This is a genomic window from Helicobacter labacensis (assembly GCF_003660285.1).
In the GTDB taxonomy this organism is placed as follows: Bacteria; Campylobacterota; Campylobacteria; order Campylobacterales; family Helicobacteraceae; genus Helicobacter; species Helicobacter labacensis.
Genome location: NZ_QXQQ01000002.1, coordinates 106,929 through 121,033 on the forward strand (window position 1 = coordinate 106,929; position 14,105 = coordinate 121,033).

At 45.4% G+C, this 14,105-nt stretch carries 15 protein-coding genes, 1 tRNA gene and 1 pseudogene; 7 read left to right on the plus strand and 10 right to left on the minus strand.

Annotation, left to right across the window (positions count from 1 at the left end; all coding sequences use genetic code 11):
• Positions 1 to 21 precede the first annotated feature (21 nt).
• Positions 22 to 165 (plus strand): hypothetical protein, encoded by a 144-nt coding sequence (locus tag EAO33_RS08970; RefSeq protein ID WP_162982161.1) that lies wholly within the window; start codon positions 22 to 24, stop codon positions 163 to 165.
• A 64-nt stretch (positions 166 to 229) separates the two neighbouring features.
• Positions 230 to 499 carry a glycine-rich domain-containing protein gene (locus EAO33_RS01515; RefSeq protein WP_162982162.1) on the plus strand — a complete coding sequence of 90 codons (270 nt, stop codon included), beginning with the start codon at positions 230 to 232 and terminating at the stop codon, positions 497 to 499.
• 27 nt (positions 500 to 526) lie between these two features.
• On the opposite strand, the gene EAO33_RS01520 is transcribed toward EAO33_RS01515, so the two are convergent.
• The gene (locus EAO33_RS01520; protein ID WP_162982163.1) at positions 527 to 1,447 is read right to left on the minus strand and encodes a tetratricopeptide repeat protein; all 921 of its coding nucleotides are present in this window, start codon (positions 1,445 to 1,447) and stop codon (positions 527 to 529) included.
• Between the two features lie 101 nt (positions 1,448 to 1,548).
• On the opposite strand from EAO33_RS01520, the gene EAO33_RS01525 reads away from it, so the two are divergent.
• Together EAO33_RS01525 and EAO33_RS01530 are read left to right on the plus strand one after the other, a co-directional pair.
• Positions 1,549 to 3,543, plus strand: a complete 1,995-nt coding sequence (locus EAO33_RS01525) for a methyl-accepting chemotaxis protein (RefSeq protein ID WP_235852977.1) — start codon at positions 1,549 to 1,551, stop codon at positions 3,541 to 3,543.
• Between the two features lie 208 nt (positions 3,544 to 3,751).
• A complete protein-coding gene (locus EAO33_RS01530) occupies positions 3,752 to 4,300 on the plus strand; it encodes a YtfJ family protein (protein ID WP_120944316.1) in 549 nt (182 codons plus the stop codon).
• A 621-nt stretch (positions 4,301 to 4,921) separates the two neighbouring features.
• On the opposite strand, the gene EAO33_RS08975 is transcribed toward EAO33_RS01530, so the two are convergent.
• Both EAO33_RS08975 and EAO33_RS08980 read right to left on the minus strand, forming a co-directional pair.
• Complete coding sequence (locus tag EAO33_RS08975; RefSeq protein ID WP_162982164.1) at positions 4,922 to 5,845, minus strand: putative barnase/colicin E5 family endoribonuclease; 924 nt, start codon at positions 5,843 to 5,845, stop codon at positions 4,922 to 4,924.
• Positions 5,846 to 5,990: 145 nt separating this feature from the next.
• Entirely contained in the window at positions 5,991 to 6,224 is a 234-nt protein-coding gene (locus EAO33_RS08980) for a hypothetical protein (protein WP_162982165.1), read from the minus strand.
• A gap of 345 nt (positions 6,225 to 6,569) precedes the next feature.
• On the opposite strand from EAO33_RS08980, the gene EAO33_RS01540 reads away from it, so the two are divergent.
• Positions 6,570 to 6,839 (plus strand): TrbC/VirB2 family protein, encoded by a 270-nt coding sequence (locus tag EAO33_RS01540; RefSeq protein ID WP_120944318.1) that lies wholly within the window; start codon positions 6,570 to 6,572, stop codon positions 6,837 to 6,839.
• Positions 6,839 to 7,114, plus strand: coding sequence for a competence protein ComB (locus EAO33_RS01545; protein ID WP_120944349.1), 276 nt, complete (start codon positions 6,839 to 6,841; stop codon positions 7,112 to 7,114). Before EAO33_RS01540 ends, EAO33_RS01545 begins: the two co-directional genes overlap by 1 nt.
• Here the strand turns inward: EAO33_RS01545 and EAO33_RS01550 are convergent.
• The 4 genes from EAO33_RS01550 to EAO33_RS09330 all read right to left on the minus strand — a co-directional run bounded on the left by EAO33_RS01550 (position 7,105) and on the right by EAO33_RS09330 (position 10,176).
• Positions 7,105 to 8,178 carry a UDP-N-acetylglucosamine--N-acetylmuramyl-(pentapeptide) pyrophosphoryl-undecaprenol N-acetylglucosamine transferase gene (locus EAO33_RS01550; RefSeq protein WP_120944320.1) on the minus strand — a complete coding sequence of 358 codons (1,074 nt, stop codon included), beginning with the start codon at positions 8,176 to 8,178 and terminating at the stop codon, positions 7,105 to 7,107. The two genes, EAO33_RS01545 and EAO33_RS01550, sit on opposite strands and share 10 nt — an antisense overlap.
• Before the next feature lie 2 nt (positions 8,179 to 8,180).
• Positions 8,181 to 8,591 carry a flagellar assembly protein FliW gene (gene fliW / locus EAO33_RS01555; protein WP_120944322.1) on the minus strand — a complete coding sequence of 137 codons (411 nt, stop codon included), beginning with the start codon at positions 8,589 to 8,591 and terminating at the stop codon, positions 8,181 to 8,183.
• A gap of 63 nt (positions 8,592 to 8,654) precedes the next feature.
• Positions 8,655 to 8,745 (minus strand) — tRNA-Ser (locus tag EAO33_RS01560).
• A gap of 156 nt (positions 8,746 to 8,901) precedes the next feature.
• Positions 8,902 to 10,176, minus strand: coding sequence for a glycosyltransferase family 4 protein (locus tag EAO33_RS09330; RefSeq protein WP_235852978.1), 1,275 nt, complete (start codon positions 10,174 to 10,176; stop codon positions 8,902 to 8,904).
• Positions 10,177 to 10,255: 79 nt separating this feature from the next.
• Between EAO33_RS09330 and EAO33_RS01570 the strand changes: the two genes are divergently transcribed.
• Positions 10,256 to 11,134, plus strand: a complete 879-nt coding sequence (locus tag EAO33_RS01570) for a glycosyltransferase family 25 protein (protein ID WP_120944324.1) — start codon at positions 10,256 to 10,258, stop codon at positions 11,132 to 11,134.
• A 2-nt stretch (positions 11,135 to 11,136) separates the two neighbouring features.
• Here EAO33_RS01570 and EAO33_RS01575 read toward each other — a convergent pair whose 3' ends face one another.
• The 3 genes and pseudogenes from EAO33_RS01575 to accB form a co-directional block, all read right to left on the minus strand.
• Positions 11,137 to 12,417, minus strand: a complete 1,281-nt coding sequence (locus EAO33_RS01575) for a glycosyltransferase family 4 protein (protein ID WP_120944326.1) — start codon at positions 12,415 to 12,417, stop codon at positions 11,137 to 11,139.
• Positions 12,418 to 12,426: 9 nt separating this feature from the next.
• Positions 12,427 to 13,775, minus strand: a pseudogene (locus EAO33_RS01580) (acetyl-CoA carboxylase biotin carboxylase subunit).
• A gap of 9 nt (positions 13,776 to 13,784) precedes the next feature.
• A partial coding sequence (accB, locus tag EAO33_RS01585) for an acetyl-CoA carboxylase biotin carboxyl carrier protein (RefSeq protein ID WP_120944328.1) occupies positions 13,785 to 14,105 on the minus strand: 321 nt, incomplete at its 5' end.

Genomic DNA, 14,105 nt, shown 5'->3' on the forward strand with positions numbered 1-14,105 from the left:
TCTACTTGGGAAAGGTTTCTCATGATTGAGGTTTCTGTAGCCCGCCAGTTTGGCGACACACAGGTAGCACTCCCTGAAAATACGGAGTTCGTAGCGACCGCTGTTATGGACAATGCCTTGAGTTTGGTTAATAGCATTGACCAAGCTCAACGCAAAGCTTGTTAGCCATTATGGCAAGAGTCAAGAGGAGGTTAATCACCTTTGTTCTCTTTATAAAGGTTGGTTGGCTTTGCAAATTTGTTATCCGGATGTGGATTTTGCGCCCAATGAAAAGTTGGATGAATATTGGCACATGCATATCCTAGACACGCGCGCTTACACCCAAGATTGTCTTTTCCTCTTTGGGGAGTATTTGCACCACTACCCTTATTTTGGGCTTGAGGGCGATGCGGATGATTTGGAACGGGCGTTTGAGAGAACCCGCAAGTTTTATGCGCACCACTTTGGAGAATCCTTAGTTGGCAACCCGGGTCCTTGCAACCCTGCAAAATGTAAATAGCCTTTATGGGGGGAGGGGGCGTATTTCTCATTTGGTGATCCCATCTTTGATCAAATCCAACACCACGCACCCCGCCCGGTCGCCCTTATCGCAAGCTTTTTTGTAATATGCGCGTGCCTTTTGTTTATCCTGAGGTGCGCCTTGACCTTTATCTAACATGTCCCCTAATTTAAAAAAAGCTTGCGCATAACCCAACTTAGCGGCTTGTTGGTAGTAGTGCCATGCCTGTTTGTAATCTTGCGCCACGCCCTGTCCCTTATCATACATCTTTCCTAAACCATAATAAGCCGCATTGTATCCCATTTTTGCCGCCTTTTTAAGGATTTGCAACGCCTTATCATAATCCTTAGCGCGTTTGTAGATCATAGCGATATTGTAATAAGCCATCATATTCCCCAAATCCGCGGCTTGTTGGTAGTAGTGCATGGCTTTTTGCGCGTCTCTAGGGACACCCTGCCCCACATCATGCATATAGCCTAGTAGCAAATACACTTTAGCTACAGCGTCTTTGTCCGGTAATTTAGTGGCTTTTTGCAAATAGATCAGAGCGTTTTTATAATCTCGGGTTTCTCTATAGAGTAGTGCCAAGTTAAAGCATGCCTTTAAATTCCCTAAATCTGCTACCTTTTTATAGTAATGTATGGCTTTTTGTGGGTCTTTGGGGATGTGGAAGGTGGGTGTGCGCACCTCTAGAGAATACAAATACCCTAACGCGCCATAAGCCTCCATATTCCCCAAATCCGCCGCCTTTTGTAAGTAGTCTATAGCTTTTTTATAATCGCTTTGTGTAAGTGTATTACTGGTCATCGCCTTTTGTAAGTAGTCTATGGCTTTTTGGTAATCGTTTTGTGCAAGTGCTTTATTAGCCATTTCTAGCGCATGCGCGCCCTTATCTTGGGCAACGCACAGGCTCATTAGAAGAGAGGCGATGCACAATAACTTTTTCATAGCCACATTTAAGCACAATATGTGCCCTACACCAACGCGCATTAGCATTTACCTTAATTTGCCTATTTTAATTACAATAGCATTTTTACTAGGAGTCTTTGTTGGGCTTGTTCAATAACCTGAAACTACAAAGCAAGATCATTTTGATCATTTCCATCCCAATGGTTGCCCTGTTGTCTTTCATGTTTTGGCAGTTGCGCAGCACCTACAACTCCTTAGCGCGCAATAAGGATCTAGCGCGCCAGATTGAGGTGTCTAAATATCTTTCCGCATTGGTGCATGAAATGCAAAAAGAGCGCGGGATGAGCGCAGGTTTTCTCTCCAGCAATGGAGTGCAATTTGCTAAGGAATTACTGGTCCAAAGACGCAACACAGACACCAAGCTAAAAGAGCTCAAAAGTGTTTTAGCCTCTATAGCGCATTTGGACGCTAGTTATAAACAGGCTTTGCAAAGAGGGCTTGCCTCTTTGGACAACTTGTCCCAAGTGCGCAACGCGATGGAATCTAAGGACAAAAAAGCCCTTGTCAATAGCACGGTTAGCTACTTCACTACAAGCATCGATCTCTTCTTAGATAGCGTGTTGCAATCCATCAACATCATCCCCAACCCTAAAATCTCTGACGCTGTGATGGGCTATATTAGTTTTCTCTACGCCAAAGAGATGTCCGGGCTAGAGCGCGCCACGGCGAATCGAATCTTCATTGCCAATGCCTCAGCCGATCCCAATTACACTAAATTCATCGCTTTAGTGGCTAAACAAGAGGTCTTTGAAAAATATTTTCTATCCTTTGGGGATGCCAAAAGCGTGGCGTTATTCAAACAAGTTTCTAAGGATTCTAGTTTTCAAGATGTCCAAGCCATGCGCGCAAGATTGAGAGAAAAATACCTTGTAGGCAATTTTGGCATCAACCCCACCATTTGGTTTGACACCATCACAAAAAAGATCAATTTGCTCAAACAGGTCGAAGATGGCATCAGCGCGGATATCACAAAGCTAACTGAGGTGGAGATCACCAAGAACACCCACCACTTTGAATTTTTAGCAATCTGTGAGGTGTTGCTGGTTGCGCTAACCACCACTGTATCCCTCTTGGTGGTGCGCGATATTTTTAAGAGATTGCAAAAGGTGAATAAGACGCTAGGCTACATCATAGACAACAAGGCTTTCACAGATAAGATCACCATTGCAGCCCATGACGAAATAGGCTTGATGACAAAGTCGGTGAATGTTTTCATTGAATACATGCGCGACACCTTGCAAAGAATCTTCAAACAGGTGCAGGACAATAGCGCTATTTCTAAGTCTTTAAGCGCCATTTCTATAGATTTAGACTCCAACTCCAAGCAAATCGAGCAAATCAGCCACAGCAACACGGATTTAAGCCACTCTAGCCGCCAAATATTGGATGAGAGCGTGGCGGTGTCCATTTCTACTAGAGAGCTTTTAGAGGGCGTGCTTAAAAATGTGTCTGAAACCAAGACGGCGGTGGGCGTGATTGACGAACATGTCCAGCGCAATAAAGCCAGCGAAGAAAATGACGCTTTAGAAATGCAATCCCTATCCACAGAGGCACAGAATATCCAAAGCGTCTTAGATGCGATCACGGAGATTGCCGATCAGACGAACTTATTAGCCTTGAACGCCGCCATTGAAGCCGCGCGCGCGGGCGAACATGGCAGGGGCTTTGCGGTGGTAGCTGATGAAGTGCGCGCTTTAGCAGAGCGCACCCAAAGAAATATCACAGAGAGCGAAGCCATCATTAAGCACATTTTAGAAACCATCGCCAAGATGAATCAAGAAAGAAAAGGCAATCTAGTATTAATGCAAGCCCTATCCCAGCACTCCAGCCAAATGCAAGAGCATATGAATCATCTCTCTAGTGTGATTGTGAGCGCGGTGGATCAATCTTTGATCAATCTTAACAATACCCATAAAATCAACGAGCACACCACAAGCATCCTTGAAAATGGGGATAAAATCGCTATCTGTGTGCAGGATTTATTAAAGATCAACGATTCTATGCAAAAATCCTCTAACGAACTCAACCAACAAACCATCGATTTAAACGACTTTTTGCGTATGTTTAAAGTCTAATTACGCGCCCACTCTTAATTTTTTCAAGTTTTAGTGTTCATAGGGCTTTGGTGTGCGCCAAACACCGCTTTAGGATCAAGCGCTAGTAGAATGTATTTCTGTGGGCTAGTTAAACATCATGGCTACCCAAACCCCATTTGGAGTTACTTTTATGGGTTTAACAACACATAGTATAATTTCTAAATCTCAATTTGAAAGTGAGAGTGTTATGAAAAAATTATTGGGTAGTTTGTTATTGTCTTTGAGCATGGCGCATGGGGTCAATTTTACCCTCAATCAGTCCCTGCCAGATGTAGTGGTGCAAGATAAAGGTGAGTTGATCTTGAATGGAGATTCTATCCAATACAGGGTGTGGGCTAGTAAAAATTTACCCGGTAAAGTGCGTATCTTACAACACATCGCCGGGCGCAAGAGTGTCAAGGCAAAGAATCAGCCCCTAATGGATAAAATTGTCGCCCAGCATTTTGATGAGAATAAATACCAAACCACTAATATCATTAATGTAGATGATGCCATCATGGGCACAGGGCTTTTTGTGCGCGGAGAAACCAAAAAGGCTAAGAGGCAACACCCTAAGAGTCAAGTGGTGATGGACAATGAGGGGGTGGTACAAAAAGCTTGGGATTTGAAAAAACAAGAAAGCTTAGTGGTGGTACTAGACAAAGCGGGTAAAGTGCACTTTATGCATGAGGGCAAGCTAAGTGATGCTCAAATCCAAGAAGTGATTGACTTGGCTAAAAAATTACAGCAAGAATAGGGATTTCTTTGGGGGCTATTTTGAAGTCCAACATGTAGCTGGTTTTCAAAGCTATTCATTGGTAATCTGTGCTGTTACTGTTTTTCTAATGCGCAAGTCTTGCTTTGGAGATGCATGCTGTGCGCTTTGCGTATTTTCCACTATCCCCAACCAATCTCTCACAACGAGGGGGTTGAGGAATATAAGGGAAAAGGCGCATGCACACAGGAGTTTGGGGGTGGTTTAGTTGGTATGGCTTTGTAACCCTTCAACGCTTAAAGCGTTTTGCAAAAGCGAGCCTACTCACTACGGGATAAAAGAATGGATGGGATCCGCTTTTCTTTTTAGCTTGACATCGCGTATTGTCATGCTTAATCCTATTCTCCTACTTTGAATACTCCTCCATAGCTAAAATTAGGGGCTTTACGGCACGGTTGGTAATGTTTTTGATGGTCTAAATTGTGGGCAATAGCTTTGGTATACCCTTCGCTCACGCGTCTGTTTTCATGCCTGCCTTAAGCAAAAGAACACCAGTATTGTTGTTACTCCTCTTTTAGATAAACCTACCCTAATAAGTTGCGCCGTTGTGCTTGCCGATGATGGTTTTTACATTGTTCTCGTCCGTAAGCTCCCCATTTTTGATTAATGCTCTAAACCATTTGCCACCTTCTGCTGTATGTCTACCCCCTCAAACCCCTTAAAATCACCAAGGTGTTTTTCTAAGACTTTAGATAAACCATAGGGCTTAAGGGCTTTGCCATTAACATCTTTTAAGCCTTTTAAATCCTGTGCGTTTGCTCCCCACACCAAATTAATATGCCCCAACCCCTCTCTATAAAACGCCCCAGCTACCTGCCCTCTTTGCTCTTTTAAAAGCTTTGCGACTGCTTCTTTGCCCTTGCCTGCATACTCTGCAAAGTTCTCCCCAAAGGCGGGATTGGCTTCAATCTTAAGCGGGGTTGTGCTATCTTTGATCACACTATCTAAAGGCTTGTCAATGGCTTCATCTATTCCCTTACCCCCACTTAAAGATGTGGATTTTTGGTTTAATTTTGAATCTAAGCGGTTGTATGCGTTGCCGGATGCTGAAGAAGAACCCGCTTTTGAATTTAGGGGGGGTTCTTGGGTGGCATTTAAGTCCGATAAGGAGTTTTTCACGACTACAGATTGGTGCGGTGATTTTTGTGGCGAAGTGAGCTTAAACGAAGTGAATAAACTGCTATCTAAGTCGGACTCTTGAGCGATCGCCTTCATCTTGCGTCTGAGTTCTTTGGCTTCTTTTCTGCTTAAATTCCCCTCTAGTTGGAGTTTTCTTTTAGCCTTATAAAGCGGGTCTAACTGCTTTTTCACCCCCCAACTCTCAGGCGTGTGTATTTGTATCTCACTTGGCACGCCATTGTAAGTAAAATTGATGTGTGCCCCTGTGTAGCCATCTTGGGTTTTAATGAATCTTGGGCTAATGTCTTTAATAGATGGGCTAGCTTCTAAGCCTTCTAAAACATGGTCAAATTGCGCACTAATGTTTTCTCTAGGCGCAATCACCGCCCCTCTTAGCAAGTCATCCACTCTTGTGCTATCCCCGCCATAGTAGCCTAGTTTCTCCTCAATGCTTTCTACACCCTTTAAAATGTTGCTAGCCTCTAACTGGCTACTAGGCTGGGCTAGCCCCTCTAATAACTCTTTAAACCCCCCTTCTTGCGCTTGAGCTTTGTTAAAAAAGCGCGCTGGCTTGGGCTTGGTAGTCTAGTTGCAATAACCCTGCTAAACGGCTTATCTCTTGGCGGCGCACTTCATACACACTAGGTGCGCTATTTCTAAACTCTCTTGCCCTAAAAAGGGCTTTTAGTATCCGTGTCTTATTTAAGCCTTCTGTCCTGCCCTCTTTGAGGATTTGCCAATTAAGCGGAACTGTGCTAGGATTTTTAAGATTTACCCCGCTACGCAACGCTGTAGTGAACGAATGCGATGTGTTTGCGGACCTAGCGATTATTGGAGGTTCGGGTAAGTCGCCTGTAAAACTTCCCCGCCTTTTTTTGAGGTAATTCTCTATTATTAAGCGTAGGGATTTCCATTACCCCCTTAAGATTGTGGATTAAAAGAGAGTTAAAGAAATTAGGAATTGCCCTCTCCTCAGTGAGGCTAGCTAAAGTTAGACATGGCGATTTTATAGAAAATAAAAGGGCGTTATTAGGGGATTAGGATACAATGCAGGGCTGGGGTTTGTGTATTGACCTTTATCCTAATGTGGGCGTGCATGTGCCACCATGTAACAACGAATGCGAGGTGAGAAATGAGGCGTTTTTGGGCGATCTGGGTTTTGGGAGGCGGGGTGTTATGCGCACAGGGAACGGAGGATTTTTTTAGCGCGATTGAGGCGCAATTAAAGAGCAACACGGCTAAGGGGATTTTGATGCTAATTTTTATTGGTATAGCCTTTTATGTGTGGCGCAATTTAGATCGTTGGCGTGAGATTTTCTTCACCATTTTAGGCGTGGTGTTGGGGATCATGCTCTTTTTTAAAGCCCCCGCTCTAGCTTCGTGGTTTATGGGGTTGTTTTGATGGGCTTAGCTTATCCGGTATTGGTGATCTCTGTGCCTAATCTCAAAGAGATTTCCATGAAAGACAAGTTTTTATGGTTGAACGCTAAGTCTTGGATTTTAGCTATCTTCATTCCCTTTGTGCTATTGCCCTGGTTGGGTATTCTCTATGCCTTATTGTTGTATGGGGGGTTTTTGTTACTCTTTAGTGTGTTGGAATTTTTTGATGAAGACATCGCGGATATTTTAATCGCGCGTTCTAAACTCAAAACCTCCAGTGATGCGTTTTATGCTTGAGGGGAAAGATCAGCTAGGATCTGGTCTACAATCACGCGCGCTCCATTGCTAGAGATTTTATTTCTCAAACCCCAACTCACTTGAGAAATCAAGGGTCCTTGTGTTTGGGGGGTCTGCAACCACTCTATGAAGTCAAAGAGTTGGGGGGGGCGCAAGGCGCGTTGGGGGACAATCCTAGCCAAGCCTGCTTGTTCGAATTCTAACGCGTTAAAATATTGGTGGTTTGTGGCTGCGTGCGGGTAGGGCACAAAGAGGGTTGGCAAATTATTAGCACAAAGTTCCCACACACTGCTAGCCCCTGCCCGACTCACGCAAATGTCTGCTTGGTGCATTTTTTCTACCAAATTCGTCTCAAAAGCAAAGAGATCTACACTCTCTAAGATACCCAAACCCTTGTATAAAGTGGCGATGCGATCGAAATGATGCGCCCCGCATTGGTGGATTACTCTCAAGCCCCTTTGGAGGAGATCTCTCACACATAAAAGCGCGAAATCATTGAGCGCGCTCGCCCCCTGCGATCCGCCTAAAAATAAAATTGTTTCAATCTTGTGGCGGATACGCGCCTTTTCAAAAAAGATTTCTTGCACGGGGTAGGGGGTTTGGCTGAATTTAGGATTGGGTTTGGGGGGGGTGAAACTGCCAAAAACGCGCTTGGCATAGGGGGTTGTGTATTTGTTGAGCGCGCCTTGGATGGCATTTTGCTCGTGGATAAATAAGGGGGTGTGCGATAAAATGCTCGCCAAACTCCCCGGTCCAGCACTAAAGCCCCCCACACTGATGAGCGCGCGCACGCGGTGGGTTTTAAGTAAGCCCATCGCCTTTTTTGCCCCTTTGAGTTGCGCCCAAAGGGCTGGGATTTTCCTCATAAAACTCTTATTAACCACCCCACTGGTTTCTAAAAAATAACGCTCTACAAATAAGGGGCTTGTTTCAAACCACGCGCGATCCTGCCCGGCCGTGCTACCCACATAAATTAGAGATTCACCTCGATTGAGCAATTCTTGGGCTAAGGCTTTGGCGACACACAAATGTCCCCCTGTTCCCCCACCACTGATAGCAAACACGGCTAGTAGCTGGCACGCGCACTGGCTTGCACAGGTGGTACAAAGGATTTAATGGTTTCTCTAAAACCAAAATCCGGGTAATCCATGATGGATAGGGGAATTTGGGCGGCATAAGCATTGCGCGGGTTAAAGATGAGAGGAGCTAGAAAATTCACCATCGAATCCTCTAAATTCTTTTGCACCACCACCACACAATAGACCTCCACTTCTGAGCTAGCGTCCAATTCTAAGAGCAATTCAATATACTTAGGGATACTAAAGCTGTATTCTCTAAGCTTATAGGGATTGGCTAAGATAAGGCTGATCTTGCCATCTAGGCTACTAACCTTGCTGAAGAGATCGTCTATCTTAGTGAGCTCGACCTCCATAATATTTTCAAAGCCTAGAATGGGAGACTTGAGTTGGTAATGCATGCGCTTCCTTTAGCAAAATATGCCAAGTACCAGCAAAAGCTGTTCCAAAAATTTAAAGGGGGGTGGCGGACAGGGAGGGATTCGAACCCTCGGTAACCTTACAGCTACGCATCCTTAGCAGGGATGTGGTTTCAGCCAACTCACCCACCTGTCCTTTAGACACGAAAGGGCATTATAATCTCTCAAAGTTAACAACACTCTTAAGCCCTAGCCCAAACATCTTTAAGCCCTGAAATCCCCCTCCAATCTCTCCTTGCGCAAAAGCGTTGTGGTGTGGATTAACGCGCTTGAGGAGTTAGCATGCCACCCATTAGCTCTGCTCTACCATCTCTTCTATACTCTTTACAATCTTTTCGTAAGTGTATTCTTGAATGACAGCATGCATGGTTTGAGAAAAGCTGGCGTATTGGTGGGGGTTGCCTAGCAGGGTGTTGATTTGCTGGGCCATTTCTTCGGGCGTGTTAACCACTAGGGGTGCGCATAAATCCTTGACATTGCCCACATCTGTGCAGATAAAGGGCGTGCCAAATTGCATGCTCTCTAAAATCACCATGGGGAAACATTCTTGCTGGCTGGCGTGTAAAAATAGCGTGGCTTGTTTAAAGAGGGTTAAGACCATCTCTCTTTTTATTTGGTAGAAAAAATGGACTTCTTTAAAACCAAGTTCTCTATCTAGCTGTGCCTTTAAATCTTGCAAGTCCTCTAAAGTATTATCGCTATTTAAAGAGCCTATAAAAATTAAGGGGATGGTTGCTAGACTCAAATAATAAGCCCGCAACACAAAATCCTGCCCCTTTTCTTTGTAATAATTAGAAACATTGAGCAAATAGGGATCGCCCATGAGAGTTTCAAGGGTCTTTTGTGTTGTGCTAGGCACAAACGCGCCTAACAAGGGTGCTTGGATTGTCTTGGGGGAGGTAATATCCTTAGCAAACACCCCATTGGGTAAGATATCCGCATGGCAATAGGGTTTGAGATAATCATACCCATCGCTACGCTTGTGCAAGAAACACACTCGATCGTAATGTCTGAGGTGGCTTTTAAGTTGGCGGCGCAATGTGAGGATATACATGGAGGGTCTAAACTTAAAACCGGAAATGAGAAATTTCAAGGCATGCTTCAAGCGTGTTTTAATGGGGGGGCAAAAGCGCACCAATTCTAACTCGCCATGGCTCTTTAAAATTTTCTTTTTAGCCTGACACAAAGCAAGCAGATCGTAGAACAGATCGCAATTCCATTTGCCCACAATACCAGAGCTGATGAGCAAGTCACACATAAAAGAGAGGCAAAATTTTTTATACTCCTCGATCTCGCCTAACACGCGCCCTTGTTGCCAGTCCCAATAGATATCAAATTCCACAACACATAAATTAGGGCTAATTTCTCGCGCGTCTTTGTTAATTCCACCGCTAGAAATGCGCTTAAGATTCCCTTCCCTGTGGATTTTTTGGTCGTTGAAACGAGCCCCCGTGATCACCAAGACCTCATGCCCAGCTTGCGCTAAAGCGACACTCAAACCATGGTCGGCTAAACTAACCCCCGTTTGTAGGGGGTAGTATTGCTCTGTGGTGAAGAGAATTTTCACGCCACTCCTTTGGCATCATTATAACATCCTATCCACTTTAGTTAGGCTTTGTTATACTAAATCTTGTAGAAAGGTGCGCATGTTAGAATCCCTAGATATTTTCATTGTGTCTTTAAGCAAAAGCCCTAGACGCGCCACTTGCCAAGCTGTGGTAGATAACCCGCCCGCGCACCACTACTCTTTGAGTTTTAATTTTCACCTCTTTGATGCTATTGATAAGTATAGCCACTATTTCAAGACAGATTTGGGTTATGCGGGTTTAATTGAAAACTCCTATTCTTCCAAATGGCTTAAAAGCAGTGATTGGTACAAGGGTTTATATGGTCGAGAACTATTTGCTGAAGAATTGGGGTGCTATGCTAGCCATTACTTACTTTGGCTTAAGTGTATCACGCTTAATAAACCACTTGTGATCCTAGAAGACGATTTTGAATTGCAAGCTAATTTTTATGAGAGCTTGCTAGATTGTCTGAACTCTCCCTTTGATTTTGTGCGCCTGTATGGGAATTTTTGGAAAGCTGATCCTAGCGTGTGCGCTATCGCCAATTTAGATGGATCTGCTTGTGTGCCCACCAATCCCAAAACAGAAACCTTGCTAAGAGGACATTTTTTACTTGCAAGCTATGAAGTGGATAGCACGGTCGCCTACTATCTCACCCCTAGAGCGGCTAAGGCTTTTGTGAGTTTTAGTGCCCGTTTTATAGAGCCTGTGGATCAATTTTTAAACCAAGTGCACCGCCACTCCATCGCGCATTTGACTTATATCCCTTTGAGTGTGCGTTTTAGCAAACACCACTCCAGCTCCACGATTTTCACGCCCGATAATACAGACGCTAGACAGAAGACCTACCGCGCTACACGCCTTAGAAACCTAACCAGATGGTGGCACTTGTTGCGCTTGAAAAGACGCGCGCAACGCTTTTACCACCACTTTTTACAAGTGTATCGTGATCCCTAACACTAAACCAGTGCCTCTAACTTGGCAATGATTTTCTCGTAAGCGAGTGGCTTGACTTTTTCGTGCAATTCTTGGGCAATTTGGGTGTAATAGCTAGGATCGCCTAGCAGAGTGTTGATCTGCTGAGCCATTTCTTCGGGCGTGTCAACCACTAGACGCGCGCATAAATCCTTGACATTGCCCACATCTGTGCAGATAAAGGGCGTGCCAAATTGCATGCTCTCTAAAATCACCATGGGAAAAGCTTCGTAAGGAGCATGGCTACCATGCAGAAATAGCGTGGCTTGTTTGGAAAATTCTAGCACCTGTTGTCTTTCTATGCCGTGGAGAAAATGCACCTCTTTAAAGCCATGTTCTTTGTCCAGTTGCGTCTTTAAATCTTGCAAAGCCTCTAGGGTGCTATCCCTGTTTAAAGAGCCTATAAAAATTAAGGGGATGGTTGTTAGACTCAAGTAATAAGCCCGCAACACGAAGTCCTGCCCTTTCTCTTGGTAATAATTAGAAATATTGAGCAAATAGGGCGCGTTGATCAAGCAATCAGGCGTGCTTGTTATGGGTTGTGGTGTTGTTGTAGCGTCCACTAGACTTTTTGTTAGTATCTTGGGCGCGCAAATGTCCTTTTCAAAGACTCCATTGGGTAAGATTCCCACTTTAGAACAATAGGGCTTGAGATAAGCATACCCATGGCTACCCTCATGTAAAAAAAACACTGTGTCATAATGTTTAAGAGATCTGGTGAGCGCTTGGCGCAACCACCAGGGGTAGATCGCATAGGCATAAGATCGCCACAAACCCAAGCGCACCAAGACAAATTTCAGCGCGTCCTTAATAAGGCGTTTTGCGCCAAAACAAACACTCATGAAAGCGTATTCCCCATGGGTTCTTAGAATTTTTCTTCTAGCTCTAGTCTTGGGGAGTTTGTCATGCAGCAAATCCGTGTTCCAAGTTAATAAAGACACATTGACCAATAGATCGCACTCAAAACAGAGCGCAAAATCTACATAGGCTTGCAACTCCCCCTGCCAGCCCCCATTACCCTGGGTGATATGAAAATCTAACACAAAGAGATTGGGTGCGATCTGTGTGGCTTGGCGCTCTAAACTCCCGCTACTAACCGTGTGTTTGGCACCTTCTCTATGGATTTTTTGGTGGTTAAACATGTTGCTAGTGATCACATAGACTTGGTAGCCCGCTTGCGCCAAAGCCAAAGTCAGTCCATAATCTGCTGTGGCGGTGCCGGTTTGTAGGGGGTAGTATTGCTCCGTGCAAAAAAGAATCTTCATTAACTTCTCTTAGCTCTGCTGTTCTAAATACTTGGTGTGGATTTTATTCTGCCTGAAATCCGGGTTGTCCAGCATCGCTAAGTGGAAAGGGATGGTTGTCTTGATCCCCTCTATGCTAAACTCTCTTAGGGCGCGCTTCATTTTGGTGATGGCTTGATCGCGCGTGGGGGCGTGCACGATGAGTTTACCAATCATCGAATCGTAAAAGGGGGGGACAACATAGCCCGCGTAAGCATGGGTGTCAAGGCGCACACCCAAGCCCCCCGGGGCGATCCAAGAGGTGATCTTGCCCGCGCTGGGGTAAAAATTCTTAGGGTCTTCAGCCGTGATACGGCACTCAATGGAATGCCCCTGACAGGTAATTTGCTCTTGGGGTGGCAAAGCCTCCCCTTGGGCAATGCGGATCATCCACTCAATGAAATTCAACCCACTCACCATCTCGCTAATGGTGTGTTCCACCTGCAAACGGGTATTCATCTCCATAAAATAGAAGTCTTCTCCATTGTTATCTAGCAAAAACTCAAAAGTCCCCGCGCCCACATACCCGATGTGTTTAGCCGCCTTGATCGCCATCTCTAGCAAGCGCGCGCGCGCGCTTTGGCTTAAAGCCAGCGCAGGGGTTTCTTCAATGAGCTTTTGTTGGCGGCGTTGGGTGGAACAATCCCTCTCGCCCACATGCACCACATTGCCATGTTTGTCCGCAAAAACCTGCACCTCAATGTGCTTGGGGTTTTGGATGAATTTTTCAATATAGACACTCCCATCGCCAAAGGCGCTTAGGGCTTCTGTTTCTGCAGCCAAGTAGAGATTTTTAAGCAAACTAGGATCGTGCACCACGCGCATACCCCGTCCCCCGCCCCCATTAGCCGCTTTGATGATGATGGGAAAACCAATGCGTTCAGCCACGCTCAAGGCCTCTTCATAACCGCGCAAAATCCCCTCACTCCCCTCAATCACAGGCACGCCAGCCTCTTTCATCACCGCCTTTGCCTTGGATTTGTCGCTCATCAGAGCCATCACCCGCGCGCTAGGTCCAATGAACTCTAAACCATGGTGGCTACAAATCTCTACAAAATTTTGGTTTCGCTCAAAAAACCATATCCCGGGAAAATCGCGTCCGCCTCAAAGAGTTCGGCTGCGCTAATGATGGCTGGGATGTTCAAATAACTTTGAGAGGATTTTTCCCCCCCAATGCACACCTTCGCGCTGGCGGTGTTAAGATAGTGCGCGTCCTTGTCCGCGCTAGAGTAGATCGCAATAGATTGTTTGCCTAATAATTCGATGGTTTGAATCGCCCTAAGGGCGATTTCGCCCCGATTGGCGATCAAAATGCGCTGTAAATGTCTTGTCTCTGGCATGGGGACCTCTTAGAGTTTTTCAATTCTGACTAGCTGGGTGCCATACTCCACCGCGCTGGCGTCTTCTACTTCTATGGAGAGGATTCTACAATCGCATTCCGCTTCGATTTCGTTCATGATTTTCATCGCCTCCACGATGCCAATAGTCTGCCCTTTTTTAATGGTGTCCCCGGGGTTGACATAGGGGCTAGCCCCCGGGGCCGGGCAACGATAAAAAGTGCCCACCATGGGAGAGAGGATGTAATCTTGTTTGGTGTTATCGCACACTTGGGCTGTCCCTGTAGTCGGGCTCAACGCGCACGCGCTAGCGGTGGGGGATTGGAGCGGGGG

Bases quoted from the DNA above. Each gene is read 5' to 3' on its own strand.
- EAO33_RS08970 (WP_162982161.1), top strand. From the start codon at position 22: ATGATTGAGGTTTCTGTAGCCCGCCAGTTTGGCGACACACAGGTAGCA.
- EAO33_RS01520 (WP_162982163.1), bottom strand. From the start codon at position 1,447: ATGAAAAAGTTATTGTGCATCGCCTCTCTTCTAATGAGCCTGTGCGTT.
- EAO33_RS01530 (WP_120944316.1), top strand. From the start codon at position 3,752: ATGAAAAAATTATTGGGTAGTTTGTTATTGTCTTTGAGCATGGCGCAT.
- EAO33_RS01540 (WP_120944318.1), top strand. From the start codon at position 6,570: ATGAGGCGTTTTTGGGCGATCTGGGTTTTGGGAGGCGGGGTGTTATGC.
- EAO33_RS01545 (WP_120944349.1), top strand. From the start codon at position 6,839: ATGGGCTTAGCTTATCCGGTATTGGTGATCTCTGTGCCTAATCTCAAA.
- fliW (WP_120944322.1), bottom strand. From the start codon at position 8,591: ATGCATTACCAACTCAAGTCTCCCATTCTAGGCTTTGAAAATATTATG.
- EAO33_RS01570 (WP_120944324.1), top strand. From the start codon at position 10,256: ATGTTAGAATCCCTAGATATTTTCATTGTGTCTTTAAGCAAAAGCCCT.
- EAO33_RS01575 (WP_120944326.1), bottom strand. From the start codon at position 12,417: ATGAAGATTCTTTTTTGCACGGAGCAATACTACCCCCTACAAACCGGC.